Here is a 24,623-nt window from a genome sequence, read left to right as displayed (position 1 = left end):
GCATGTATATCACCGAACCGTTGCCGGGTGAAAAGCGCGCGAGGCTGGTCTTCGGCCTCGACTGGCGCGCGTATCCGCTCAAGGGAAAGAAGGATGGACGCGCCCGCTATGCGGAGGACTTCACCGCGACGCATTACGTCGAAATGCAGGTCGGCGACGTCATGCTCGGCGGATTCTGCGCGCCCGACGCTTCGGACCTCAAGGGCGTAAAGCTTTACTCGGGCGCCGCGCGTGTGGCGATGCTCGAACGCGTGCGTACCCGTCCCGCCGTACTGGTGCTCATGCAGGACGGGCAGCGCGCGCATCTGGTCTACGTCGTGCGCGGCGCGGTCAACAACGACGAGGTCGTGAGCCTCGCGCAGGCGGAAAAGCGGCGAGATGAGATTGCGCAACAGTGCCGCAGGCAGGGCCTGGCGCTCGTTGTGCTCACCTCCGGCGAGGCGCTCGCTCAGGGCGACGAGCCTTTCCAGACGGTGGAACTGCTTGCACTGAAGAAGGCCGGCAAGCTTGCCCGTGTCCCGGTGGGCGTGCCCAATGCCGTTGTCTTCCTCCTCGCGGCAGGCGTGGGCATCTTCGCGGTCAAGGAAGCGGTCAGCGTATTCAGCCCGCCCGCGCTGCCCGCGAATGCGCGGCCGACCTGGACCCAGCAGTACGAGAAGGCCCTGCGCCACGAATTCGTCGCGGGCACTCCGATGGCGTCACAACTTGCGCCACAGCTGATCGAGACGATCGTCGACTTCGATTCGAACCGTGAGGGCTGGCAGTTCAGGGATGCAACGTGCCCGCGCGCGGGCTACTGCTCGCTGGCCTACACGCGCACGGGCGGGACCTTCGAGGACTTCGCGCGCCGCGCACCGGCTTCGATGCTGCCGCTCACGTTCGACCGTTCGGGTCTCGCGCTCGGTGCGCGCGGCCCGGCCGTGCCGGAAGTCGCAGCGGTCGTCGCTGCGCAGTCGAAGGCGTGGCCTGGCGAGCAGCAGCTCATCGACATGCTGCAGACGCCGGCGCAGCAGTTGTCTACGCGCCCATTCGATCTCAAGAGTTTCGGCTACAGGGTGAGGCTGTCGCCCGCCCAGCCGCTCATCAATACGCCGCCGCCGGCAAACGAGCGTCACGGGCCGCTCATCCGTGCGGGTACCTGGGAGATCGACGGTTACCGGTGGCAGGCGCCGCTGCTCGCGCGGCTGCCACCGGACATGACGCTTGAAACCCTGAAGGTGACGCTCGACACAGAGGCGCCTGAGGAGATGGGCAAGGTCGGAATCAAATTCGTTGCGAAGGGCAAATACTATGTCGTCCAATAAACGTCTCACTACCGTGCTTGCCACGACGCTGGCAGCCGGGCTGGTCCTTGGCATCGGTCCGGCGAATGGCGCGCTCGCAGCCTCCACGCCCTCGTTCGATGGGGCCATCGCGACACCGCCCGCGCAGTCGGTAAAAACGGCTACCGCAATCCCGAACACGTCGAACGTTGCGTCCGCAACGTCAGGTGCTGCATCGGCCGTCCACATGGCAGCCGCGCCGGTCGTAAGCGCCTCGCAGGCGGCCGCGACCGTGGCAGCACCAGTTATGGCTCCCGCCCCGGCCAGCGACGCGCATCTGACGCTGCGCGATATCGACCAGCTCGCGCGCAACAAGGTCGCCCGCGCGCTGCGCGACGGCGACGGCGCGGGGAGCGCTACGCCCGCGGCCCCGGCGTCGGCCGCGCCACTTCGTGCCGAGGCGCCGCCCCCTGCAACGCCCCCGGCACCTGTACTTGTGGCGCCCGCCTGGCGTTCACCGCGCGTCGATCCGGTCACATTCGTCGGTTCGTTCACGGATCAACAGGGCCTGCACGTTCTCTATCAGTACGGCGGCGCAGTCTATCCGGCGCGTCGTGGAGAAAAGCTGCTCAACGGATGGGTCGTGCGCAAGGTCGAGGGTCTGTTTGTGACGGTCGCCGAGGGCAAGGCCACCCGTACCGTCGCCATGCGCTCGGGCGTTCAGGAGGGCGTCGCACCGGCGGGCAATGCGACGCCCGTAGCCGTGTCGGGACCGCTGCGCGACGTCGGCGCGCCGCTGCCCCCATGGATCGCGCCGTCGACCGCGCAATAAGACAACTTCAGTCGGGGAGGAAAACATGTCTTTCTTTGGGAATGTCGAAAACGAGCCGAAGCCGCGCGCGTCGCTCTTCGCGCGCCTTCGGGGCTGGCGTCCGGGCTTCGTGGAGGAAAGCGACGCCGCGCCGGTTGAGCCCGTGTTCGAAACCGCCCGGCCCGCACGCAGGGGCGCGGGTGCGCCGCCCGGGTCGCTTGGCGCGCGGCTAAGGGACGGCGATATCACGGACGTCGATCCGATCGAGGTGCCGGGTGGTGCGTTTGTCGACGTACCCACGGGCGCCAAAGTAACGTTCGCCGATGAGATCAAGCCGGGAACCGTGCGGGTTGATGGGGAGCCCGTGAGCGACGCTCCTCTGCGCGCGAGTGAAGCGTATGCGCAACCGGGCGATGGCGCGACCGACCAGGCGACGACAGTTCCGGAAGATGAGGTGAGGGCGGACGCGCAGGCCGAGGTTTGCCGCGAGGAAAGCTCGTCGCATGAAGGGGACGGCGCACATGTCCCGCCGCCCGAAGCCGAGGCTGCCCCGGTAGCCGGAGAGCACGCGATCACTGTGCCGGACATCGAATACGCGCCGGTGGGTATGCCGCGCCTCGTGTCGGCCGAGGCGCTCGCCGATTTCAAGCGAATCCTCTGTGATACCACGGCCGAAGCGACGCTTCGCATCACGTCCGAGACGCGGCGCAGTTTCGTGGCCGTCGACATGCAGGCCGGCATGGCGGTGGTGATCACCACACGGGAGTTCCACCAGACGCCGCTCTACACGACATACCTGCGCGACCTCGATCGTCTGCACATCTCGGTGCGTGAGGAAATGATTGCTACCCAGGACGTGATCGCTGGTGTCTACGAGCGTGGGCGTATCCGGCTCTCGTCGCACGTACCTGAAGGCTCACGCGCGATCGCGCTGTTCCGCGACATCATCGACGCGGCGCACGCCTATGGCTCCAATGACGTGCACTGGGAGTCGCGCGACTACGAGTCCGATGCAGAACTGCGGTTTCGCGTCGACGGCGATCTCTACACCTACCGTCGCATGCCGAAGGCGACTGTGCTGCGTGCGCTTTCGGCGGCCTATCAGGATCTCGTCCAGCGCAACACGAACAGCGGCAACGCGTTCCAGCCAACGGCCGCGCAGTCGGCCATGATTCCGCTCGCGCTTTCGACCGATACGCTGAACATCCGCTGGCAGAGTGCGCCGCAGGTCGCCGGTTTCGACGTCGCGCTGCGGCTGCTGGACGGCAACTTCCGTAAGTACAGCGTGCGCCTGCCGCACACGATGGGGCTGGAGGCGAGCCAACTGGAGATCGTGGATTCGCTTGGCCACGCGAGCGGCGGTGCGGTGCTGCTCTCGGGCGAGACGGGTTCCGCCAAGAGCACGCTGCTGCGCGCGCTGGCATGGATGGTGGACGGGCGCGAACTCATGAAGCAGTACGCCGTGAGTATGCCGTCGGAATACCCGATGCCGTGGCTCTCGGACCAGTCGGTGCCGCGCGGTCTGGATGAAACGGAAGAGGAATTCCGCCGCAAGGTGGCCTCGATCATCCGCACGCTCATGCGTATGGACCCGGACGATCTGACCGTCGCGGAAATTCTCGACTCGACCGTGGCGGGCCTGGTCGTCGAGCTTGCGCTGACCGGTCACCCGGTGCGCACGACCATCCACGCGGACAGCATCATCGGCGTGTTCATGCGGCTGCTCGGCGATCGTCTGCGGATGACGGCCGATGAGGTGGCCTCCGAGAAGTTCATCAATGCAGTGGGCAACCAGAAGCTGATCCCGATGCTGTGCCCGCATTGCAAGCTGCCTGCTGCCGACGTCATGCGTGCGTCCGATCTCGAACTGCTGCGCACGAAGTTCGGCCTTGACACCTCGAAGATGGCCTGCCGCAACGACGATGGCTGCGAACAGTGCCGCAAGAAGGGGCTGCTTGCGCGCGACGGCAAGGTTGCGGCCGGCACGAAGGGCCAGACGCTCGCCATGGAACTGTACCGGCCGACGCCTGAATTCCTCGACAAGATTTCCGTGCGCGACTGGCGCGGCGCGGAAGAGGCGTGGCGCCGCGAGCGCAAAGCTGACTTCAATTCGGCGGACATGACCGGCAAGACGATCTATGAGCACGCGCTGTACAAGGCGTCACAGGGGTCGATCGATCCGCGCTTCATTGACCGCTCGATGAAGCCGTTCCGAACCTATCGAGTCGTGGCGGATCGCGACGGGAGGATGCCGTCGTGAGCGGACGTTTCCTGTATCCGTTGCTCATGCGCCTGCCGTACCGGGACCGCATGAAATTCGCGACGTGGCGCTTCCAGAAAGTGCGTGAAGCCTTCTATGAAGAATCGAGGCTCGATATCGAGGCGACGAAGGGGCTGCGCAACCGCGAGACGCTGATGGAGCGGCTCGGCGTACTGGAGGAGCGTGCCCGCAAACGCCGGCAGATCGTTTGGATGGTCTATCACGCGATCGGCGAGCGGCTCGGCAAGGGTGAGGGCTTCGCGCAGTCGATGAAGCCGTTCATTCCCGGCGAGGAGTATGCACTGCTTGAACTGGCCGAATCCTCGACGAAAGAGGATGCGGCCCGGCGCGGATTCGAACTGTGCTCGATGACCGCTTCGGCGCGACGCGTGCTGGCGACCACGACGGCGATGCAGCTGGCCTACCCGGTGATGCTGCTCGCGTACATGTACGGGCTTGGCGCCATGTTCGGTGCGCTCATCTATCCGCAAGTGCTGGAGATCCGGCCGCTGAAACAGTGGAATGCACCCGGGCACTTCCTGTACGCCATCGACACGTTCTGCGCGGACTACTGGTGGCTGAATGTGGCGCTGATCGGCGCGCTGGTCTGGGCGTACTTCTACGGACTGAAGCGCTGGACCGGGCCGTTGCGTAACCGGATCGACGCGGCACCCCTGATGTGGCGCAACCGTCGCGACCTGCGTGCGGCGCTGCTCATCGTCTCGTTGTCCGGGCTTTTCGATTCAGGACTCACGCTCAGCGGCGCGCTCGAGCGCATCAAGGTCAATGCCGATCCGTGGCTGCGCTGGCACGTCACGCGCATGCTGCGGCGGCTGGAACTGAAGCCCGAAGAGCCCATGCGTGCGCTCGAAACCGGCATCTTCTCGGCGCTTGTCGTGGACCGCATCGCGGACGCGGAGCGGCGCGACAACTTCGTCGAGGCGGTCAAGTCGCTTGGACGCGGCTCGCTCGACCGGGTGGTGGAGGCGGTGCGCCGCAACGCCCGTATTACGCACTACGTGCTGCTGGGCATCGCAGCGGCGCTTTTTATCGGGGTGGGCGTGGGCTCCTATGCCGTCACCGGACTCGTTGGCCTGCAAAGCGCGCTGGGTGCAAGCGCAGGCAATTTCTGACAAGGACAAGAACTATGAAGACGCAACAAACCACGATGGCCCGCCGGGAAGCGCAACGGCGCCTCGCGCGCAGGAAAAAGCAGACCGGCGAACTCTCGCTCATCGAAGCCGGTGCAGTGCTCGGCGCGATGGCGCTGCTCGCGCTGATCATCTATCTGGGCGTGCCTTTCGTGCGCAACATGGTGCAGGCCGCGCACTTCAAGAGCGAGGCCACGATGTTCCACACAGGCATCCAGAACGCCACGCAGAACGACGCGAACTTTTCGGGCGAGTCGCTGACGTCTCTCGCGCAGAACCACGCCTTTGATGCGGCAGGGGCACGCGTAGCGAGCGACTACAGCACGGTGCAGGGCATGTTCGGCGGCGACGTCACGGCCACGCCGGGTACGGTCACGAACGCCAACGATGCGGTGATTACGTCGTATCCCGTGCCGGCCGCCGTGTGCTCGATGAGCGCGGCGGCGCTGTCCAACGTCTTTACGGAAGTCAGCATCAACGGCACGGTCGTCTACAGCCCGACGACTGCGTTCAGCAGTTCGGCCGCGGGCAGCGCGTGCAGTTCGGCGGGGCAGGTAGCGACCGTCGAGCTTTACACGACGCGCAGCTGAGGACGGCGAGCGATGGGCAGCCTGATCGAGATGGTGGTGTTCCTCGCGGCGTCAGCGATCCTGACGGTCGTGTCGATCCAGCAGGACGTTGCGAAGCGCCGCTCCGAGGTGCTGGCTGCCGAAGGGCAGAATGAGGGGGTGATCGTCAGTGCGCTCGCGAGCTGGGTGAGCGATAACTTCTCGAACCTGCTGACGCAGTACACCGCTTCGGGCGGCAACCCGATCCTGAGCGCACCTACGCTGGCGCAACTGAAAAGCTCCGGTGAGCTGAAGCAGAACTATGCGGCAGGGCCGTTCTGGGGCGGAGCCTACACCATCCAGATGTCGATGGTGCCCGCAGGTTGCACGCAGGCCGCGGGCAACTGTCACGTCACATGGGCGTTTTACCCGTCGATGCCCTACAAGCGCAACGGCGTGTCGGACGTCGAGGGCGCCGCGCAGATCGCGCTGGCAGGCAACGCCAGCAACGGACAGTTCGGCTATTCGTCGACGCGCAATTCAGCGACCGTCTACGGGATCAACGGGGCATGGAATGCCAGCAATCCGTTGCCCGGGGCCCCGGCCGCGGCAATCCTCGCGACCAACGGCTCTGTCGACGATGGCACCTCGCTCTATATCCGCCGTGACGGGAGCCTCACCTGGACGGGCGACCAGAACGTCAATGGCGTGAGCCTGCACAACGTCAACAGCATCGACGCGACTGGCACGATTGCGGCGCCGACCCTTTCCGCCTCGAACGTTGCGGTGAGCAATTCGGTCCGCACGCCCGGCACCTTGCAGGTGGAGAACGCTGCGGGCACGGCGCCGGCACCGATTAACACGGGTGCCGCGACGATCAATGGCAACGCAACGATCAATGGCAACGCAACGATCTCGGGTACGGCGCAACTCGGCAACATCGCCGTGCCGCGCGGAGCCTGTTCCGGCACGGGTTCAGGCACGGTGGTCGCTGGCGAAAAAAACGGCTCGGGCGTGATGTTTTCGTGCCAGGGGGGAATTTGGTTGCCGATTGGAGGGACGACGCTCCGGTACGACTACTACCAGGTTTCGAACGGACAGGTAGTACCTGCACCGCCGTGCTCGCCCAACGCGGCCCCGGCTGTCGTCATTGATCCGAAGAGCATCTATGTCGACAGCACGGCGACATGGAACGTCTCATTCACCGGCACTGGCCCGTGGACCGTGTGGTTTACGGACGGATCGAGCAATGCAGGGCAAGGCGTGGCCATCGCCACGACTTACTGTGCGTATTAGGGAGAGGAAGACGATGGGTCTGACGAAGTGGGTGGTGCGATGGGCGCTGCTCGTATGCATGCTGGCAATGGCACACGTTGCGTCGGCCAGGCCAGTGCGCTGCTCATATGGATATCAGGATTCGAGCTGTCCGCCGAACCTCGTGAATGCACCGCAACCGCAGCCACAGTGTCCAGCTTCGGCGGGGTGGACGACGACCGCAGCGTCGCAGTGGATTGGATCGCAGTGGAGTGCGCCGTCGTGCAATTACCAAGCGCCTCCATCATGTCCGAGCGGCTGGCAGGAGATGGCTGGTCCCTCATGGAACGGTAGTGCTTGGGTCGGTCTGTCATGCCAGCCGCCGCCACCACCGGGGCCAAATACCTGTCAGGACGGCTTTGCGAGTGGTCCCGCTTGGAACGGTAGTGCGTGGGTTTATGCCTGTAATGCGCAGCCGCAAAATCCGGCCGCGATTTGTACCGCTGCTACCGCAAGCTCGACCGTCACCGTTTCGGGCGTTGGTTTTAGTATTCATAATGTGCCCGGTACGCAGTTTACTCAGTACCAGAATTTTTCCCAAATAGTTTGGGGCCCAAATACCGACCATTACTTTAATTGGCCGACGATGGCGGTCGATGATCCATTTGGGAACACCGATATAAATAATGCACGGTTAGGGATGGGGCTACCGCAATCAGCCGATTGGGTGGACTCATGGTATTTCGGTACTTATACAGGCCCACAGTTTGACATCAATGGAACGCTCTATAACACTTACTTTGCTGCCTGTGCATTAAGCCCTACCGGAAGTGTTGATGGAGTGCAGTTGACACCATCTTATCCAGCAGTTTACGACGCAAACTGAGAAACGGCCCACGCGCGCAAAGCGAGTGGGGCGTTTTTGGGGCCGTCGCGTGAATGAACAAAGGGACTGACGCCAGGGGGAAGATCTTGTTGACTGAGGAACCAAACAAAAAGCCCCACACGCAAATGTGGGGCTTCTTATCAGGCGGAGTGATCGCTTTCGTTACCCGACGATGTTCCCGGTCGTGAACGTGAACGGCGGCTTGGTGAAGGTGTTGCCGTTCACCGTGCCGGACACCGATACCGTGTACGTGGTGTTCGGAGCCAAAGGCGTTGCCGGATAAGCGACCGCTGCGTACGGCTGCGTCAGCTTGTTCGGATCATTGGCCGAATAGAGCAATTGCAGATTGATAACGTTGCCGGACGGGTCCGTCATCGTGCCCGAGGTCAGCACAATCGTATCAGTCGCATTGCCCATGACAACAACCGGCGTGCCCCACGGACCCGAAGTATTGGGCGGCGTCGGATTTTCCGAAACAGCTTTGTACGGAACGCCCGTCGTGCCTTGGCACGGGAACGTAATGGGTCCGCTCGTGGTGAGTTGCTGCATTTTAGTATTCAGCAGGCTCATCGAGCCCCACACTTCCGGCGAACCGTTGAACGCGGTCTCATACTCGCCAATGCCAATCGTCGTAACCGGCGTCAAGATGGCCTGCGAGTGATACACGGTCGAAATCCATTCGTTCACCAACGTCTGGCCGTACTGCGTTTCGGAAGTATTCGTTGTGGTGTAGTAGGCCGCGCTCACGCCCGCGCCAATTGCGCCAGACGGAAATCCGAAATGCACGGCACGATCAAGGTAGCTCACGCCGGTAAAGCCTTGCTGTCCAGCCGTTTCGTTGTCGGCCACCGTGTTGTTCAGCCCTTCCCACGTCGCATGCCCTTGCGCAGCTTGATCGAGAACCGTGTTTTGCTGAACTGCCGGGAAACCGCATTGCTGCCGGTAGGCGTTCACCTGATTAAACATCGCAAGTTGCGCGGTGTTAGCTGCGTATTGCGGCGTCGTTTGCGTGCCTGTGACTGTTTGGCTGCCCGAACTCGACGTACCACCGGACGACGAAGTGCCGCCGCTGTTGTTGCTGCTGCTACCGCTGCTGCCGCCACCGCCACCGCCGCCGCACGCTGCAAGCATGAGCGCGGCCGCGAAGGAGAGAGCCGTAAGAGCCGGGAAATTCTTCTTGTTGTTCATGAAATCAAGTTCCTTTTGGTTTGAAGCCGCGCCCCTCGCGCGAGCCTGATACCAGTTTGCCAGGCCCTGCGCGAAGTCAAGTCACCGCAGCGGCTGAGCGGCGCACTCTAGCGGTAACGGAAAGAATCCGGAAGTTCTTTAAGTGGGAGCATAAGAAACCCGCCGCACAGGACGGATTTCATGCACGGTGCATCGATTAGCCGGACTTGCGCCGTTTTCGATGGAAGACGCGCAGACCGACGAACGCGACTCCAAGCAATACCGCGGTCGATCGTGGCGCGAGCCCCGCCGCGTGAGGGAGGGCCTGGGCCGCGACCCACACGGCGAAAAACCCGACCAGCGCACGGCCGATGAGTGGCCGGTTGAGCAGGTGGACGAGCCTGCCAGGGCGCTCGTTCACCCACTGCCCGTATTCCTCGTTGATTTGTTCGAGGTCGCAACCTGAGCCGTCCGCAGTGCGCGCGTTGCGATAGAAGCTCTCGTACCGGTCGAAGCGCAGGTCGCCGTAACCGCGAAGCCAGGCCGATGTGCTGTCGCGAACCATCCAGGCGAGATCGTCCATCGCAGCACTCCTCTCAGTGCATCGAGCCAGCGTGCCACTGCACGCCGCCTACCGCGTCAATGATGCAGTGCCCGTCGTCCTCCGCGTAGTACGCACCGGTTTCGGGATGCTGCCAGCCGAACTGCGCTGAACCATCGGCGCTGAAGACGACCATGCCCGCGGGCAGGTCCAAACGTTCCTCGCCGATGTGCATCATTTCGCTCCCTTGCCGCGCGTGCCGAGGCCGTTGCTGCACGCCGGGCAATGGAAGCTGTGCTGCATCTCGATCTTCGACTCGTTGTTCGACACGATGTAGTGCGTGCGACACGCCCTGCACGGGGCCATGGACAGTCGCGCGTCGGCCGCCATCGCGCGCGTCAGGTTGAAGCCGCGATCGGTGGCGAGCAGCGCGCGGTCCGCGAAAAGCTGGTTGTACAGGTCTGCGGAGGCGATGAGCGCCTGGGGCGAGTTGGCGCCCATTTCCAGCGCGGAGCGATACAGCCAGATGAATACCGTCGAATGCAGGCGCTGCTGCGGCCGCTCAACGGACCATTGGACCGAATTGGGCTGATTGCCGCAGGGGGAGCGCTTGCCGTGGATGTCCATGTACATCTGGCGTGTCTTGCTTTGCGGCAGTCCAAAGAGGTTCGAGGCCGTGCTCGCCCGGCAGCCGTGTGCCATGAGCGCCGCCGCGTACATTTCGTGGGTCTCGCGCCCGAGGCGCAGCTCCGTCCAGTTCGCGGTATGGGGCAGCTCGCCCGCGCGGTACGGCGTCGTCGCCATGATGTGGTGGGCAACCTGGTCGACGTTAAGCTCGTTGGCCGTGAACTCGAACCAGAAAGCGGGGCTGACGAAGCGCCACCGGAAAAGCGGCAGGTCGCCGATACGCTCAAGTGCCGTGCGGAACTTGTAGCCGGGAAGGGCGCCGAGATACTGGGCGACGTCGGGGGACATGGCGAGCAACGGCGCGCTCAGCACGGTCGTGTTCGCGACGGACTGCACCAGGTCGAGGAACTGCCGGTTGTGATGCTGGATCGCCTGGGTGGTGAACGGCGAGCGCAGCGGCGGCATCTTTCTGCGCAGCGTATCGACGGTTAGCGTCGTCGGCGTGTCGTCAAATAAGCACCGCCAGTCCTCGATCGTCGGCAGCGACGGCGCGAGGATGAGGAACGGCGTACCCAACAGGTTGCGATAGGAGACCGCGTTTTGCACCAGATGATCGATCTCCCGGGAGTCGACCCCATAGATCTCATTGAAGGATGGCTCTTTGACCAGCACGTGCTTGATGTGCTCGACCAGATCGTAATTGACCGCCAGGATGCGCTGCGCGATCCAGCGCGGCACGTGCAGCCGCGTGATGGCCTTGTAATCGTCGACGGTTTTCGGCCGGTTGTGTGTCGTTTGCATTTTTGTGTTTTTTCTGTGTTTCTCAACGTATGTCATCTCGTGTGGCCTCAAGCGGGCCACGGCCCCGTGCCCCGCCGGATCAGGCCGCCTTGCGTGCAGCCATAATTTCGGTGTGGAACTTCCCGACGAGGTCGCCCAGCGCCTCGAAAACCGGTGCGAACCGGCCAGCGTTGCCATCTGCGGTGCACATCACCTGGACACTGTGGTATGCCTGCACGAACTCGCCGAAACGCCGCACCAGATCGTTCATCTCGCGTTCGAGCCGCTGGCTTGCCTCGAGCGCTGCGGCGTTCGCGTCAAGCTGCGCCGCGATACGCTCAGCTTCCTTGGTGCGCGTGGCGATCTGATCTTCCAGTTCGTCCGACTTCTTCATCAAGTCGTCGTAATGCGCTCTCATCCGGCGCAGGTCTTCCTTGACCTGGGGATCGTCCTGGGCCGGGGGGCGGGTCTTAAGTTCAGTCACCTGCCGGGTCGTAGCGTCGAGTTCGCGCTCCATCTCGTGCAACTGCTGATGCAGGGCGTTCTTGCTCTGCGCGACCAGCGAAAGTTCGTTTTGCAGGCGGTCGCTCGCGGCCTGCGTCTCGGTCTGATGCGCGCGCGCCCGCTCGACTTCCTGCCGCAGGCGCTGGGCTTCAAGGTTGGCCGTGTTGAACTGCTCAAGCAGACTCGCGTACTCGTCGTTGGCGGCTTCCAGTCGTTCCTGGTCGGCGGCAATGCGGTCCTGTTGCTGGCGCAGCACCTCGATGAGTTCCTTCACCTCCCGCGTCGACATCTCCGGGTCATTCTTCTTCTTCGCGATGATCGCCTCGACGATGTCGTCGCCGATGTCGTTGACGATCAGAAGCTGCATGTCGGTCAGCCGCAGGAATTCGACGGCGTCATTGTTGTCATGGAAACGCGCGTAGGCTTTCAGGTGCACGCGGATCTTCGACTTCGACATGCGATGCAGCCTCTCAAGATAGGACAGCGCATCGGTGTAGGCCCGCGTGGTGGTGGTCGGGGTGTCGCCAAAGCTCAGCGCATAAGCCGTCTGCAAAAGCCTCAAGGTCTCGCCAAAGCGGAACCCGAGTGCCATGTGCTCGTGCATGATGCGCCGCACCGATTCGTTGATATCGGTGCTGATCTGCATCAGCTGCTGGATGATCTCGTCAGGCAGCCTGCCGCCGAACATCTCGCGTGCGACCTGCGAGATCTCCTCGCGCGAGGGCAGGTGGACGCTGTAGACATCCCCGATGCTCTCGCCGACGGGAACGAGGGCGCCGTCCTCCGGGACAGTCGGGTCGAAATCAGGATCAACGGGTGGCGTCTTCTTCTTCGTCATTTTTTTTCCTTCGTGTTGGTTTCAGGAGTTGTCCGTTGCGCGTGCAACGGATCGGGCGCGGAGCGGGCGCCGGTCCCGGTTACAGAGCTAGGGTACGCGTGCTTTTTGGCGACACTTGCTCGAAAGGCGATCAAAAACACACAGCTTTCACAATCGGGTGCTCTCTTATTCGGCACCTACCGGGCATACTTTAGGGTTTACCCTTAACCTTTTGACGTGTTCCTCTAACTTCGTTTTGCTAATTGATGCATTGAGCATAATTGCGCCCCACGCCGTCTTGACGTTCACGGGTTTCTGGCCCGAGCGCAGGAACTCGTGGCGGCGCATTCTGAGGAAATAAGCCAGCTCGCTCACGTGGAGGAGGGTGGGCGGAAGGTCGCGATCGAGTGTGCACGCAGCAGCGGCGAACACGCCGAGCCCTTCGATGCGCCACAGGCGCGGCAGCTTCTCGTTTAGAAAAGCGACCTTGGTGCGGTTCTGCGCGAGCGGCGAGCGTCGCGTCTCGCGCGTGCCGTCCGGGCGGATCACGTCCAGGTCGTCGTATCCCGCGCCGTGGGCGATGCGCCCGGTCCAGTTTTTCGTTTCGATCACGAATATCCCGAACGGCGTCACGGCCAGGTGGTCGATTTCGGCGGTGGGGAACGCGGTGCCAGGCGCATGCTCAATCAGCACGGGCCCGTCATGCAGATGAAAGTCGTCGCCGCACAGCCACGTCAGCACGCGGTGCAGTTCAGCATGCACGGCGGCTTCCCCGGCCTCGCCGCGCTGGCTTGCGCGTGTGGCGGGCGGTGCGAACGGCTCGCCGCGGTCCGGCACGTAGGCGGGACCGAAGAATCGCCAGCCGGTTTTGCGGCGGGCGCCACGCTTCGAATAGCGGTAGCCAATGTAGGCAAGGATGGCGAGGACGATAAAGGCGGTCATTTGTTGGAGCTCAAAGAGTTGGGGTGATTCGAGTGTGTCAGACGCCACGCGAAGTCAAGTCGCCGGGATCGTCGCCGTTTGTGCGTCCGGTTGCGGACCGAAAAGCTCAACAAAAAGTGCAGCTTTCCGGGAAAAGCCGTGCAGGCGCCTGCACGAGACCGTCCCTCGGCATAAGCTGCCCCGAATTCGCGATCATTTCGCCCTTCGTTGTGCGCGCAATTGCCGTAACCTGCCTCTATCCCCCGCGTCCTTGACGCATCGAACCTGCCGCACGGTCCTCGTGCTGCCCATTCCTTTTCCACTCCGTCTCGCGAGTCCGATCGCGGTGGCCTCATCCGGGTCACGGCGAACGCGCTACGCGCAGGATTTCCTTGCCCGATCCGGGCATCGAAACCGCCAGGCAACGCCTGGCCATTCCCTTGTGCGTCAATTTTTCTGGAGAGAAAAATGCTGAGTCTTTTGATTAAGGACGTTCTCAAGTCACCCGGCAAACTCGTTGCCGTGTGCTTCGTCCTCTACCTCGCGTCGATGTCGATGTTTGTCAGCCTGTTCCTGGCGCTCGCTGTTGGTGGCAAGTTTGTCCAGACGCTCAAGCGCAAGGCCAAGGCGCTCGAAGCTGCTGAAGCCGAGGCCGAGCGTGCCCGCGCCGAAGCAGAACGCGTTGCCGCTGTGGAAGCACAGAAGCAGGCGACTGCTGCCGCTGCTGCTGCTGCTGCTGCTGTACAGCCTGAAGCGTCGGCACCGACACGGCAATACGCCAAATCGGCCGTCGTCATTCCCCTGAAGCGCACAGGTACCCACAACTAGGGTCCTGTCCATCCCCTGCACCGCGGCGCTTGCCGCGGTGTTCCCTTTACCCGGCCCGGGAATCCATTCCCGGCCAGGGGTGCGATTGCCCGGCCATTCCGGAGCAATCCCATGAAACGAGACGTCGCTGCCTGGCAGCTCGACATCTTCGGCGGCGAGGCCACTCCGGTGCTCGTCGTTCAACCCAAACCCGACCCGCTCCCCGATCCGCAGTACTGGAGCGCGTCCGTTCGCGAGGCGATGATCGATGCGCTCGTCTCACTCGCGCGCGACAGTCGCCGCGGCGACCGCATGCCTGAGTCCCTGATGGACTGCGCTGCGATGCTCAGCGAGCGCCTGCGCAACGTGAAAGTCGACGCTGACGACTATCGCGCAACCCTTGGCTGGATCATGGGCTACTGGAGCGGCGCGCTGCCCTACGAGCACGTGTGTAGCGTGAACGGCATTGATCCCGAGACGCTGCAGCAGGTGATCCTGGATACGCCGTTGCTTGCGCGCGATCTGGAGGAGCTGCGCCGCCTCTGTTTTGGTTCGCTGATCTAGGGAGTCAATCATGGCTGCGATTCATCTTCTGCGCGCGTTCGCGGAGTTCTTTCCGTCCCGTCCTCCCGTCGCTGCGCCCGCCGCGCGGCCTTCGCCGTCGCGGCCCCGTGCATCCGAAATCCGCACGGTCGGGCAGGGCGCGCCCAACGAAACGTTCGTCTTCATCTGCGGCGTTCCCAATCTGTTCGTGGATGAGGGTGACTGCATCGTGCAGTTCAGTCCGGCATTCGAGGAGGGGCCGCGCGATACGTGCTTCGGCACCAAGATCCTGCCGGAACCCGAGCCGCACTGGTCGCTCGTGAGCGAGCACCGCGCGTCGCTGAAGGACGCGATCGCCACGGCGATCCGCGCAGAGGGCAAGGCCCAGGGTATGGCCGCAACGGCACAGGCACGCAGCGCGCCGGCCGCTGAGATCGTTCATGAGATAGCCGGTCACGCGCCGGATCATGCCGATGCCCACGACGTGGCCACTGCGCCGCGGCAACCGCGGGAGCGGGTCCCTCGGCGCGACGATCGCGGGGCAGCGACGGTAGGCCGGGTGCTTGGCTGGGGCGAGGAGCAGTTTCCGAGCCGCAAGCCGCAGGGCAAGCCGTTCTATACGTCGTTTGCAATGCACATCGACACGCTGTCGGGCGAGCGCACCTTGCAGGGCGAAGGCCTGAAGGACGCGATTGCGCAAAGCGGTTGCCGCGTCGGCGACGTCGTGACCGTCAGACGCCTCGAAAAGATCCAGGTACCGGCGTTCACTGACAGTGGGCGCCCCATCATGAAAAACGGCCAGCAGGTCCTCTGGGACAAGTGGCTCTGGTCGATCACACGTTAAAAGGAGTACTCAACTCATGGCATCAGTCAATATGGTCATCCTCGTCGGCAATCTCGGCGCGGACCCTGAAGTGCGTTATTTGCCTAGCGGCGACGCTGTGGCCAACATCCGGCTCGCGACGACGGACCGCTACAAGGACAAGGCATCGGGCGAGTTCAAGGACGCGACCGAGTGGCATCGCGTCTCGTTTTTCGGCCGTCTCGCGGAGATCGTCAGCGAGCACCTGAAGAAGGGCTCGTCGGTCTACATCGAAGGGCGCATCCGCACACGTAAGTGGCAGGCGCAGGACGGCACCGATCGTTACTCGACGGAAATCGTCGCCGACAAGATGCAGATGCTCGGCGGCCGCAACGGTGGCGGCCGACGCGAACCGGGCGGCTACGACGACTTCGAGAGCGAGCCTCAGGGCCGCAACCCGCAACCTGCGCGTGAGCAGCCGCGTCAGACGCCGCCGGCAACGGGAACACGCGCACGTCCGCCGCAATCGTCAGCGGGTGGCGGCGCGGGCATGCGTGCTCCGTCGGGTAGTAGCTTCGATCCGCTCGATGACGACATCCCATTTTGACGTTCCCTAACCGAAAACTGTAAAGATCAACCCCGCCGTTTGGTGGGGTTTTTCTTTTTATATCTGGGCTCCAGGATTTTCCCTGACCAGCAACATTTGCCGGAGGGGTACCGCGGCTGCCGCCGATTTTTTGTTCGTAACTCTTACCGTCAACTTCAGGATTGGCTGGAGCGTACGGTCGGGCGTCGCGGGGTACTGCCACGGAAAAGTCGTAAACATCGCCTACGGTGGTTCGGAGCATCCGGGAGATGTCGATGGATCCCCGATTTCACGTAGTCACGGTGCGGCATCCGGGCGGTGAACGTCTGCAGATCCTGCTGGACGCCGACAGGCAACCGGTAGCGTGGGTCAATGCGTATCTGATCCGGCGCCTGCGGCCTCGGCTGTCGGTCAGCAGCCTTGTCAAGACGCTGTACGTGCTGGGCTATCTGTGGGCCTGGGCTTCGAGAGAGGCCTTTCCGCTTGAAGAGCGGCTCGTCTCCGCAGAAGGCCTGACGCAGGACGAAGTCGTCAGCCAGCTATACCCTTGGCTACGGCGCAACTTCCGGCCCGGAAAAGTCCGCAGACTGGTTGTCTCGCCCACCACGGTGGCGTTCCGGCTGAACGTCGTTTCGCAATGTGTCGTCTGGCACCTCGAGTGTGCAATGTCGGCGATGCCTGCGGGCAGCCCGGAAATCCGGGACATGCGGGCACGGCTGACGCTCATCGAGCGCGGCTTCGCCACTGCGGCACGAGCCCGTTTGCCAGTTGCCGTACACGCCGCACCGCTGTCGGCAGAACAATTGCAGCGGCTGCTGCAGGTTTGCCGTCCGGACTCTGGCGAAAATCCGTGGAAAAGGCCGTATCGCCAGCGCAACTTCCTGATCGTGCTCATCTTGGCCACGCTCGGGTTGCGGCGGGGCGAGTTGCTCATGCTCCGGGTTTCAGACTGCCGCCTGTCCCGCGCCCTTCCCGAGATCCGGGTGGAGCGCTCGCCCGACGATCCCGCTGATCCGCGGATCAACGAGCCGCAGGTCAAGACCGAGTCGAGATATCTGCCGTGCGATGCGTCGCTTGCCAGATATCTCAACGAGTACATCTGCAAGGTGCGCAGGACGATTCCTGGGGCCGGGAAGAGCCCGTTCCTGTTCCTGAGCCGGGATGGCCAACCGATGAGCCTCGCGCGCGTGAACGGTCTGCTTGATCAGGTTGCCGCCGTTCATCCCGAATTTGATGACCTCCATCCGCACTGCCTGCGTAGTACCTGCGCCACCAACTTCCGCACAGCAGGCTTGAGCAGCGGCCTGGATGAGGAGCGCATCGACAAGGACATGATGTACTTCTTCGGCTGGCGCTCGTCGGACTCGGTGAGACCGTATATCGATGCCGCGATCCGGCGGGAATCGTGCGAGATCAGTCTGGGTTATCAGGCCACGCTCTTTGCAAAATCTGCCGGGGTGGCGTGTGACCAACGGTGACGTGAACCGGGCGATGTCCGTGCATCGGCGGCGATACAGACTTCCGTCGTTGCCCAATTACGTTGTGGATCGTGACGGACGGCGGATGGACCTTAGTGGCACGAGATGGAAATTCAATGTAATGACCGCCCACGTGTCTATCGATTGGTCCGACCTGGTCGACTGCAACGTTATCGTGAACTACGCATTGCGACGATGGGCTGTGCACCTTCTTGCGCGGCAGTCTGGCGCGAGCGTCGCGGGTGCCGTACGGGTAACGGTGGCAGCGCTTCGTGGCCGGCCTCTCTATGACGATGAGCCTGCTGGTGAGCTGCAGAAACTGTGGGAGCACCTCTCGATAATCGACGATCCGTTGCGCCTTCGAACCGCCCTACGCATCCAGATGGAGAAAGCAATCCAGGCCCTGCGCGTGCGGAAAGCGATGGATAAGTTTTATGAACTGCGCAGCTGGTACATCTGGTCATCGGAAATACTGGACTGCCTCGGTTTCGACGAGGAATTCGCTCTCGAACTCGATGAGGTCCGGATCCCGGCGCGGGCCTCGCGTCTTGCGGTTGAACTCGAAGACGAAGACTGCGGGCCGCTCTGGGACACCGAGGTGATGGTTCTGCGTCGCGCGTTGCAGGACGACGTGTCGATGGCACGACTGCACGTGATGCAGCGCACGGCCGTCGCGCTCAGTCTTGCGTATGGCCGCAATCCCGCCAACTTCTGCCTGCTGCGGGAGGCGGATCTGAAGAATGCGCTCGAAGGATTCGACGTACCGGCGCAATGGATGCTGGCCATTCCGAGAACCAAGAAGCCGGGTGTTGGCGTCAGGCAGGTGTTCATTGAGGAGCGGGTGAGCGACGAGCTGGCAGGTCTCCTGAGGAAGCTGATTGAGGTCAACGAGGTGATCGACTGCGGAAACCGTCCCAGGCCGCTGTTCATGCGGCGCAATGTCGACGGGTGGCGTGCGGGAACGGATATGGGCGAATACGCTTACCACGTCACTGCGCAGTCGTTCACCTGGCTGCTAAAGCAGTTCTCGAAGCGCATGAATCTCGTATCGCCTCGCACAATGGGCCCGCTGCGTATCAGTTCACGGCGACTGCGCTATACGTTCGCAACGACGATGGTCGAACTGGGTGTGTCCAGGAAAGTGCTGGCTGCCATGCTTGACCACTCTGATACGCAGCACGTTCAGGCCTACTACGCGCTGAAGGGGCGGCGACTGACGGCAATCCTGGATCGCGCAGCCGCGCTCAGGATTGGTCCATTGATGAGACTGTTTCGCGGAACCCTGGTGCCATCCGCGGCGTCCGCAGTGAATGGTTCCGATCCCGCCAAAAGCATCCGGTTTGTTGGAGACGTCTCGGCCATAACTCCCGTTGAAATTGGCGCCTGCGGACAGGACCGGCTCTGTGCGCTCGATCCACCGTTCTCGTGCTATCTCTGCCCGAAGTTCCAGCCCTATGTGGAAGCTGACCATCATGCCGTGCTGAACGAGCTGCTTGCGGGCCGCGAGGAGCGTCAAACCCGGTACGGTTCGCGCCTGTCGATCCAGCTCGATGATGTCATCTATGCCGTTGGAGCGGTCATCCGTGAGGTAGAGGAATATGTGCGCAGGCCTCGCAAGAAAGCGTAAATCCATGGCGGCGCGTGCCTGCGCGGTCGGCGTGCCGTCTGAAAACTGGCTTGCCAATCGCGCCGTGCTTGTGGCCAGAGCCAGGGCCGCGGTTCCGTTTGCGGGCGTCGATTGGGACAGTGCAACCTGGGACGTATCTGAGGCCTACCAGCACCGCACTCGCGCGTACAAGGCGGACCGGCCCGCACTGCGGTTGCTGTTCACGCAGCATGGCGACACGCCTCGCGTGCCCGGTGCGCCGCTTCGCGGGCCGTTTGGGGATGTGGTGAAGTCGCTCGTCTGCGTGCGGCATCGTCAACGGGGCCAGTCGGCAGGCAGCCATATGGTGTTCGTTCGTGCTACGCGCTACGTATTCGATGCGCTTGCGGATCGTGATCACGACATCGGTGAACTGACGGCGGACCACCTGGATGCCGCCGCTGCGAGGCTGTTCGAACGCGAGCGGGAATCATCCGCATACAAGGTCGTCGGCCACATCGAAGAGTTCGCCGACGCTCTCGACCGAAACGGTCTGTGTCGCCTGCGGCTCGACTGGCGCTGCCGGCGCAAATGCCGACCGAAATCGATGACACCGGATCGCATCGAAGCTGCGGTGCAGGCGGTCGGGGCAGAAAGCCGTCTGCCAGATGAGGACGCCATTCGAGCGATCGGTTCCCTGTACCAGCAGATTCCGCGCAGTGCGTCACCGCATGATCCGGTCAGTGCCGATCGGATCATGATCCTGATTGCGACGGTGATGGTGTGCACGGGCCTGCGTATCGGCGAAATGCTGACCTTGCCAGAGAAACCGCTGTCGCTGGCCGAGGACGGTTGCAGGGTGCTCCGCTATGCGCGCCTGAAAGGCCGGGCCGACGATGTCACTGTCGAGTGGGCAAGCAAACCGCTGCTGACGGAGACGGAACCGGTGGTGGAGGCGGCCCTAGCTGAACTGCACGAGGCGACGGAGGGCGCGCGACAGGTTGCACGCTCGTTCCATGAGTCGGGATGCCCGCTCGCAGGGACTCCGCTGCAGCCTGAAATTGATGGAACGTCATTGCCGGCGATACTGGGGTTGCGCGGAAAGATCGCCCAGTTCCTGAAGGTGCGAAACATCGCGTACGACGTCGTCGGGAAGAGGATACGGGTGAGCCGCGACGCACTGCTTCGCGGTCTTCGTGACGACCACTGGGCGTTACCCACGATACCAGGTTCGCCAGGTCAGGGAATTCGTCTCCACGAAGCGTTGTGCGTCGCGTACGCGAATCAGATGCACCGCGGCACAAGGTCGACCTTGACCCATGCAGCGCGCCCCATCACCGACCAGAATGTGCGGGACTTCCTGAGCGGACGTGGCGTGATCCGTTCGGTCTGGAGCGTCATGCGATCGTTGACAGTCATGGTGGCGAGATAAACGTCCGCTCGCATGGGTTCCGTCACTTCCTCAACCACCTCCTGGACGAGGGTGGTGCGCCAGATCTTGTGCAGACGAAATGGTTCGGGCGCAAGCACGCTGCCGACACGAAGGCCTATCAGCACCTGACGCCCGCCCAGAAAGCCGCGAAGGTAGTGGCGGACATCATGGACGGCCACGTGGGCGGCGCCGTCACGGAGGTCGCGAAGGTGCTGCCAGTCGAGGTTGCGCACACGTTTCTGGCAGCACGCATCCATGCCGTTCATGACGTCGGACCGGGAATGTGCATCCACGACTTCCAGATGGCGCCGTGTCCGCGTCATCTGCAGTGTACGGTCAACTGCGACGAATACATCTGGCTGAAGCGCGATGCGTCGCGCTCAGACGAGCTCAAGCGACAGGCGGCAGTCGTCTATCTGAGTCTGCAGAATGTCCAGATGCAGTTCGCCGGACAGGCGCTGGTCGAGCCGGACTGGCTGGAGCATCTGCGCATCCGTTACGGGCAGCTCATGACTCAACTGGCGGCGCTGAACGTCAATGAGGCCGACCTTGTGCGCTATATCGACGATGGAGGCGGCCATGCCGAAAGCGATCCGGGCGAACTCGAAAATCAGCGAGCGCAAGGCGGCGGGCATCGTCGCCGAGCTTGATCGCTGGCGTGACGGCGAACTTGGCACGAAGCTGACATGGCAGCGGATCGAGGCATTCTCAGGATTCACACGGCAGGCGCTGAGTCGCCACGAGGCGATCAGGCGCGCATACCAGGAAGCGAAGCGTGTACTCGCGGCTCCGGGGAGACGTTCGCGGTCGCGCTCCCGCAGCGACGAACTCACGTATCTCGATCAGACGATCGAGAACCTGCGACTGGAGGTCAGGCGCTATGAAGCGTTGGAACAGCAGTGGCTGCAGCGCTGGCAGCGCATCACTTACCACTGTTCGCGAAGAGGACTGAGCATTGAGGACCTTGATCGTCCACTTGATGAACTGAACCGCAGGGGCATCTAGTGCAGCGGAGTGGTAGCGCGCCGCCCTGCGACATAGTCAGCAGAGTTCATTCGTTCATTCGACCAGCGTGTCGTTTATGACTCGCTGACTGGCGCTGAATCCAGCCATGAGCGCCTCGGCTTCAGATGAGAACGGGAGCTGCCCGCCACATACGGGCTCGAGCTCCACGGTCACATTGAAACCCCTGTACTTGTAGATTCGCTTCATTGACGCACCCGACGTGGGTCAAAGCCAACGAGGGCTGACGTCCAGTATTTTATCAATCGGCAAATTGGGTCGCACGCGACGAGTGAATCCAGAGGACGGTGCTCAACAGGTGGCCATGCTGCGAAAGCTGGTCAATCACGCGAGCATTCGCACGACCGGTTGGCGCGGTACGGTTCTACACTGAACCGAACTCGCGCACCATGCGCATCGACCGGTAACCCAGCAAGCGCCGTCACGCTCGCCTTCAAACTTTACAGAACTGGATTGGTTGCGTTGGCGACCGCCGGCCAGTCGCGCTGCGCGGCAATGTTTACGCAATTACGAAACAGAACCGTTCTTTGTGCCTATCCGCGCGCCGCATGGACTGCGATCTGATCCCGAACCCTCTCACCAGTCGGGGTTGTTGATCCTGTAAGTCCTCACCGATCGTTGTCGTGGCGCACCCTCGGGTGCGTCGCGCGACGACGTTCCTGTCCACGCGCCGATCGTTGCGCGCTCAGTTTCTGTTCACACCGTAACCCTGTTCAAAAGAGCCGCCCGCGCCACGCCACGCGCGCAGGCGGCTCCTTTGAGCACGCGTTTTCACGCCTGTCTCAGGCACCGACCCGACCCACTTCCGAATGGAGAGTGACTATGAGTACATCTGGACGCGGGCTGTCACCCGAGAAGTATGAGTGGCTGCAACGCAAGCTGAAGGAATTCGCGCTCTCCCCGGAAGCGTGGATTTCGACCTTGATGAGTTATGGCATTTCCGCCGACTGCCTGACCGGCAACGCAAGTTCCTGTCCGGTGTGCGGAGGCGATGACCGGTTTACCTATGACAACAAGAGCGGCCGCGGCGACTGGATTTGCCGAAAGTGCAACGACGGCTATCCGATGGCAGGCGATGGCCTCCAGCTGATCGCCCGCGCGAACCGCATCGGGCTGTATCGATTGATGCGCCAGCTCGATGGCGGCACGCCGCCGCCGTCACGCGCGCCGCTCACCTCGACGGCGCCCGCGCCCCAGCGCAGGGCCGATCCCGCGTTTGTCGCGAGGCGGCTGGATGGCATGTGGAGTAATGCGAGGCCGCAGGCTGTGGGCGATCTGTCGATGCGCTATCTGCAGGAACGCGTGCCCGGCCTCACGGCCGGGCCGTCGCCGGCGCTGCGTCTCGGCATGCTCGAGTATCGCCACGACAAGAAGGTGATTGGCAAGTGGCCGGGCATCGTGGCGCAATTCGAATTGCCCGATGGGCGTCTTGGAACATTGCATCGGACGTTCCTCGATCCGGTCAAGCCCGCGAAGGCGACGATCGTGTCGCCGGATGGCGAGATCCTCGATGCGAAGCTCAACGACATGACGCTCAACCCGCTCGCGGGCGGTGCCGTGCGTTTGATGGCTCCCGTCGACGGAGAAATCGGTGTGGGAGAGGGACTGGAAACGGTCTACGGCGCGCACATGGACTCTGGCGTACCGGTCTGGAATTGCCTGAACCGCGTTCTGCTCTCGAAGTTCGTTGTCCCGGAAGGCCTCGGCATCAAGGTCGTACACATCTTCATGGACTTCGATGACATCGATCCCAGGACGCGCCAGTCGCCGGGCGTGAGTGCCGGTCTGGTCCTCGCCAAGCGGTTGCGTGCTGAAGGCTACACGGTCGTGCCGCATCGACCGAAGCTACGTGGGACAGACTTCGCGGATCAATGGAAGTCGCGCTGGATGGCAGCAAATGCAACTGCCCCCTTGGGGCGGCCAGCATCTCACGCATCACACGTGGCGCTGGCCATCTGATTGACGCCGGCTAGTCCGGCATTTCTTGAACCTGCCCGGTGGGGATTCGTCCCCTCCGGGGATGGTCCGTCGGGCTCTTTTTCCTGTGAGGCAGAAAATGAGCTTTTTCCAGATGATGGTGGGCAACCGCTTTACGATCGTTGCGACCAACGGTGCGGCGAACGGCAACCGGCCCGTGCGCAAGTCCGATGCGGTGGCGTTCGATGTGTTCGACCGCAACGCATGCAGGACCGTGGTGCAGGGTCAGCCATTCGATGCGGCATTCGACTTCTGCACGATGCGGCTCGCCATCACGGCGGCCAAGCCGCTTCAATGATTTTCACCCCTGAAACGACGGCGGGTCCCACAGCAACTGTGGGACCCGCCGTTTTTTTTGTCTTTCGTCCTTCCTGCGGACTACCACCGCGAAGCCCGCGTCCACCAGCCAAACACGCGTAGCGCGCCAAGAATCACGTACCAGCCGCCGATCGCCCAGGCGAATCCGATCATGAAGATGAACGAAAGGTCGATCGCGAAGCTCTTGAGTCCCTGGGAGTACAGGAAAATCGTGAATAGCCAGCCCGCATAGCACGCTGCTGCAATGGCGGCACGGCGCGCGAACCAGTGCCACCCCAGGAACGCAGTCCACGCCTTTTGAAGGCGCTCCATCACTTTTCCTCGCGGTGCTCATACGCATCGAGAAGGCACCCGACTTTCCAGCCAGCGATACCGACGGCGACGCACGCGGCGATGTACACCCACGTCAGCGGCTCGTCCAGACGCTGGCCGTGAAGGATCGCGTTCACAAGCTGGTATTCCATTTCGTTTCTCCATTTCCGGTTTGGCACCGGCGCGGGGTCATCGACCACCACACCGGCGCTGTTGATTTATCTTCGCACA

25 protein-coding genes are annotated in these 24,623 nt (G+C 62.8%); 17 read left to right on the top strand and 8 right to left on the bottom strand.

Going from position 1 to position 24,623, the window contains the following annotated elements; genetic code table 11:
* Positions 1-2: 2 nt before the first annotated feature.
* The 6 genes from BMI01S_RS20430 to BMI01S_RS20405 are packed head-to-tail and all read left to right on the top strand — an operon-like array spanning position 3 to position 7,328.
* Positions 3-1,304, top strand: coding sequence for a hypothetical protein (locus tag BMI01S_RS20430; RefSeq protein ID WP_028231574.1), 1,302 nt, complete (start codon positions 3-5; stop codon positions 1,302-1,304).
* Positions 1,291-2,094: a hypothetical protein gene (locus tag BMI01S_RS20425; protein ID WP_154671314.1), complete on the top strand. Its 804-nt coding sequence runs from the start codon at positions 1,291-1,293 to the stop codon at positions 2,092-2,094. The genes BMI01S_RS20430 and BMI01S_RS20425 overlap by 14 nt, the downstream gene beginning before the upstream one ends.
* 25 nt (positions 2,095-2,119) lie before the next feature.
* On the top strand, positions 2,120-4,333 hold the full coding sequence (locus tag BMI01S_RS20420) for an ATPase, T2SS/T4P/T4SS family (RefSeq protein WP_028231575.1): 2,214 nt from the start codon (positions 2,120-2,122) through the stop codon (positions 4,331-4,333).
* Positions 4,330-5,466 carry a type II secretion system F family protein gene (locus BMI01S_RS20415; protein WP_244145377.1) on the top strand — a complete coding sequence of 379 codons (1,137 nt, stop codon included), beginning with the start codon at positions 4,330-4,332 and terminating at the stop codon, positions 5,464-5,466. The genes BMI01S_RS20420 and BMI01S_RS20415 overlap by 4 nt, the downstream gene beginning before the upstream one ends.
* A 14-nt stretch (positions 5,467-5,480) precedes the next feature.
* A complete protein-coding gene (locus BMI01S_RS20410) occupies positions 5,481-6,074 on the top strand; it encodes a type 4 pilus major pilin (RefSeq protein ID WP_244145378.1) in 594 nt (197 codons plus the stop codon).
* A gap of 12 nt (positions 6,075-6,086) precedes the next feature.
* Complete coding sequence (locus BMI01S_RS20405; protein ID WP_028231577.1) at positions 6,087-7,328, top strand: hypothetical protein; 1,242 nt, start codon at positions 6,087-6,089, stop codon at positions 7,326-7,328.
* A 1,006-nt stretch (positions 7,329-8,334) separates the two neighbouring features.
* On the opposite strand, the gene BMI01S_RS20395 is transcribed toward BMI01S_RS20405, so the two are convergent.
* From BMI01S_RS20395 to BMI01S_RS20370, 6 genes are all read right to left on the bottom strand, one after another.
* A complete protein-coding gene (locus BMI01S_RS20395; protein ID WP_028231579.1) occupies positions 8,335-9,360 on the bottom strand; it encodes a CAP domain-containing protein in 1,026 nt (341 codons plus the stop codon).
* 196 nt (positions 9,361-9,556) lie between these two features.
* A complete protein-coding gene (locus BMI01S_RS20390) occupies positions 9,557-9,922 on the bottom strand; it encodes a hypothetical protein (protein ID WP_028231580.1) in 366 nt (121 codons plus the stop codon).
* A 13-nt stretch (positions 9,923-9,935) separates the two neighbouring features.
* Positions 9,936-10,118, bottom strand: coding sequence for a hypothetical protein (locus tag BMI01S_RS20385; RefSeq protein WP_028231581.1), 183 nt, complete (start codon positions 10,116-10,118; stop codon positions 9,936-9,938).
* Positions 10,115-11,308, bottom strand: a complete 1,194-nt coding sequence (locus BMI01S_RS20380) for a FlhC family transcriptional regulator (protein WP_028231582.1) — start codon at positions 11,306-11,308, stop codon at positions 10,115-10,117. The genes BMI01S_RS20385 and BMI01S_RS20380 overlap by 4 nt, the downstream gene beginning before the upstream one ends.
* A 79-nt stretch (positions 11,309-11,387) precedes the next feature.
* Positions 11,388-12,629: a hypothetical protein gene (locus tag BMI01S_RS20375; protein ID WP_028231583.1), complete on the bottom strand. Its 1,242-nt coding sequence runs from the start codon at positions 12,627-12,629 to the stop codon at positions 11,388-11,390.
* Between the two features lie 165 nt (positions 12,630-12,794).
* A complete protein-coding gene (locus tag BMI01S_RS20370) occupies positions 12,795-13,550 on the bottom strand; it encodes a nuclease-related domain-containing protein (protein ID WP_051381454.1) in 756 nt (251 codons plus the stop codon).
* Between the two features lie 447 nt (positions 13,551-13,997).
* Between BMI01S_RS20370 and BMI01S_RS20365 the strand changes: the two genes are divergently transcribed.
* The 11 genes from BMI01S_RS20365 to BMI01S_RS20315 all read left to right on the top strand — a co-directional run bounded on the left by BMI01S_RS20365 (position 13,998) and on the right by BMI01S_RS20315 (position 24,060).
* The gene (locus tag BMI01S_RS20365; RefSeq protein WP_028231584.1) at positions 13,998-14,357 is read left to right on the top strand and encodes a hypothetical protein; all 360 of its coding nucleotides are present in this window, start codon (positions 13,998-14,000) and stop codon (positions 14,355-14,357) included.
* A 111-nt stretch (positions 14,358-14,468) separates the two neighbouring features.
* Complete coding sequence (locus tag BMI01S_RS20360) at positions 14,469-14,900, top strand: hypothetical protein (RefSeq protein WP_028231585.1); 432 nt, start codon at positions 14,469-14,471, stop codon at positions 14,898-14,900.
* Between the two features lie 10 nt (positions 14,901-14,910).
* Entirely contained in the window at positions 14,911-15,723 is an 813-nt protein-coding gene (locus BMI01S_RS20355; RefSeq protein WP_028231586.1) for a hypothetical protein, read from the top strand.
* A 16-nt stretch (positions 15,724-15,739) separates the two neighbouring features.
* Complete coding sequence (locus BMI01S_RS20350; protein WP_028231587.1) at positions 15,740-16,288, top strand: single-stranded DNA-binding protein; 549 nt, start codon at positions 15,740-15,742, stop codon at positions 16,286-16,288.
* A 254-nt stretch (positions 16,289-16,542) separates the two neighbouring features.
* Positions 16,543-17,745, top strand: a complete 1,203-nt coding sequence (locus BMI01S_RS20345) for a tyrosine-type recombinase/integrase (RefSeq protein ID WP_028231588.1) — start codon at positions 16,543-16,545, stop codon at positions 17,743-17,745.
* Positions 17,746-17,866: 121 nt separating this feature from the next.
* Positions 17,867-19,372, top strand: a complete 1,506-nt coding sequence (locus tag BMI01S_RS20340) for a site-specific integrase (RefSeq protein WP_051381455.1) — start codon at positions 17,867-17,869, stop codon at positions 19,370-19,372.
* 4 nt (positions 19,373-19,376) lie between these two features.
* Positions 19,377-20,762: a hypothetical protein gene (locus BMI01S_RS43090; protein WP_028231589.1), complete on the top strand. Its 1,386-nt coding sequence runs from the start codon at positions 19,377-19,379 to the stop codon at positions 20,760-20,762.
* Positions 20,763-20,830: 68 nt separating this feature from the next.
* Complete coding sequence (locus tag BMI01S_RS43085; RefSeq protein WP_028231590.1) at positions 20,831-21,412, top strand: hypothetical protein; 582 nt, start codon at positions 20,831-20,833, stop codon at positions 21,410-21,412.
* Positions 21,342-21,767: a hypothetical protein gene (locus tag BMI01S_RS20325; protein WP_036045524.1), complete on the top strand. Its 426-nt coding sequence runs from the start codon at positions 21,342-21,344 to the stop codon at positions 21,765-21,767. Before BMI01S_RS43085 ends, BMI01S_RS20325 begins: the two co-directional genes overlap by 71 nt.
* An 840-nt stretch (positions 21,768-22,607) precedes the next feature.
* Positions 22,608-23,744, top strand: a complete 1,137-nt coding sequence (locus BMI01S_RS20320) for a primase-helicase zinc-binding domain-containing protein (protein ID WP_051381456.1) — start codon at positions 22,608-22,610, stop codon at positions 23,742-23,744.
* Positions 23,745-23,841: 97 nt separating this feature from the next.
* Complete coding sequence (locus BMI01S_RS20315; protein WP_028231592.1) at positions 23,842-24,060, top strand: hypothetical protein; 219 nt, start codon at positions 23,842-23,844, stop codon at positions 24,058-24,060.
* Positions 24,061-24,140: 80 nt separating this feature from the next.
* On the opposite strand, the gene BMI01S_RS20310 is transcribed toward BMI01S_RS20315, so the two are convergent.
* Both BMI01S_RS20310 and BMI01S_RS40930 read right to left on the bottom strand, forming a co-directional pair.
* The gene (locus BMI01S_RS20310) at positions 24,141-24,392 is read right to left on the bottom strand and encodes a hypothetical protein (protein WP_028231593.1); all 252 of its coding nucleotides are present in this window, start codon (positions 24,390-24,392) and stop codon (positions 24,141-24,143) included.
* Positions 24,392-24,544, bottom strand: coding sequence for a hypothetical protein (locus BMI01S_RS40930; RefSeq protein WP_154671315.1), 153 nt, complete (start codon positions 24,542-24,544; stop codon positions 24,392-24,394). Before BMI01S_RS40930 ends, BMI01S_RS20310 begins: the two co-directional genes overlap by 1 nt.
* Between the last annotated feature and the right edge of the window lie 79 nt (positions 24,545-24,623).

The sequence above is a fragment of the Paraburkholderia mimosarum LMG 23256 = NBRC 106338 genome (assembly GCF_000739815.1).
Classification (GTDB): domain Bacteria; phylum Pseudomonadota; class Gammaproteobacteria; order Burkholderiales; family Burkholderiaceae; genus Paraburkholderia; species Paraburkholderia mimosarum.
The sequence above is the reverse complement of the archived record's forward strand: the minus strand, read 5'-3'. Positions and strand labels throughout refer to the sequence as shown.

Coding starts and splice junctions, on each gene's coding strand:
- BMI01S_RS20410 (WP_244145378.1), top strand. CDS start 5,481: ATGAAGACGCAACAAACCACGATGGCCCGCCGGGAAGCGCAACGGCGC.
- BMI01S_RS20430 (WP_028231574.1), top strand. CDS start 3: ATGTATATCACCGAACCGTTGCCGGGTGAAAAGCGCGCGAGGCTGGTC.
- BMI01S_RS20360 (WP_028231585.1), top strand. CDS start 14,469: ATGAAACGAGACGTCGCTGCCTGGCAGCTCGACATCTTCGGCGGCGAG.
- BMI01S_RS20350 (WP_028231587.1), top strand. CDS start 15,740: ATGGCATCAGTCAATATGGTCATCCTCGTCGGCAATCTCGGCGCGGAC.
- BMI01S_RS43090 (WP_028231589.1), top strand. CDS start 19,377: ATGGCGGCGCGTGCCTGCGCGGTCGGCGTGCCGTCTGAAAACTGGCTT.
- BMI01S_RS20385 (WP_028231581.1), bottom strand. CDS start 10,118: ATGATGCACATCGGCGAGGAACGTTTGGACCTGCCCGCGGGCATGGTC.
- BMI01S_RS20315 (WP_028231592.1), top strand. CDS start 23,842: ATGAGCTTTTTCCAGATGATGGTGGGCAACCGCTTTACGATCGTTGCG.
- BMI01S_RS20375 (WP_028231583.1), bottom strand. CDS start 12,629: ATGACGAAGAAGAAGACGCCACCCGTTGATCCTGATTTCGACCCGACT.
- BMI01S_RS20365 (WP_028231584.1), top strand. CDS start 13,998: ATGCTGAGTCTTTTGATTAAGGACGTTCTCAAGTCACCCGGCAAACTC.
- BMI01S_RS20395 (WP_028231579.1), bottom strand. CDS start 9,360: ATGAACAACAAGAAGAATTTCCCGGCTCTTACGGCTCTCTCCTTCGCG.
- BMI01S_RS20420 (WP_028231575.1), top strand. CDS start 2,120: ATGTCTTTCTTTGGGAATGTCGAAAACGAGCCGAAGCCGCGCGCGTCG.
- BMI01S_RS20310 (WP_028231593.1), bottom strand. CDS start 24,392: ATGGAGCGCCTTCAAAAGGCGTGGACTGCGTTCCTGGGGTGGCACTGG.
- BMI01S_RS20340 (WP_051381455.1), top strand. CDS start 17,867: ATGACCGCCCACGTGTCTATCGATTGGTCCGACCTGGTCGACTGCAAC.
- BMI01S_RS20370 (WP_051381454.1), bottom strand. CDS start 13,550: ATGACCGCCTTTATCGTCCTCGCCATCCTTGCCTACATTGGCTACCGC.
- BMI01S_RS20380 (WP_028231582.1), bottom strand. CDS start 11,308: ATGCAAACGACACACAACCGGCCGAAAACCGTCGACGATTACAAGGCC.
- BMI01S_RS40930 (WP_154671315.1), bottom strand. CDS start 24,544: ATGGAATACCAGCTTGTGAACGCGATCCTTCACGGCCAGCGTCTGGAC.
- BMI01S_RS20425 (WP_154671314.1), top strand. CDS start 1,291: ATGTCGTCCAATAAACGTCTCACTACCGTGCTTGCCACGACGCTGGCA.
- BMI01S_RS20390 (WP_028231580.1), bottom strand. CDS start 9,922: ATGGACGATCTCGCCTGGATGGTTCGCGACAGCACATCGGCCTGGCTT.
- BMI01S_RS20325 (WP_036045524.1), top strand. CDS start 21,342: ATGCCGAAAGCGATCCGGGCGAACTCGAAAATCAGCGAGCGCAAGGCG.
- BMI01S_RS20345 (WP_028231588.1), top strand. CDS start 16,543: ATGGATCCCCGATTTCACGTAGTCACGGTGCGGCATCCGGGCGGTGAA.
- BMI01S_RS20405 (WP_028231577.1), top strand. CDS start 6,087: ATGGGCAGCCTGATCGAGATGGTGGTGTTCCTCGCGGCGTCAGCGATC.
- BMI01S_RS20355 (WP_028231586.1), top strand. CDS start 14,911: ATGGCTGCGATTCATCTTCTGCGCGCGTTCGCGGAGTTCTTTCCGTCC.
- BMI01S_RS20320 (WP_051381456.1), top strand. CDS start 22,608: ATGAGTACATCTGGACGCGGGCTGTCACCCGAGAAGTATGAGTGGCTG.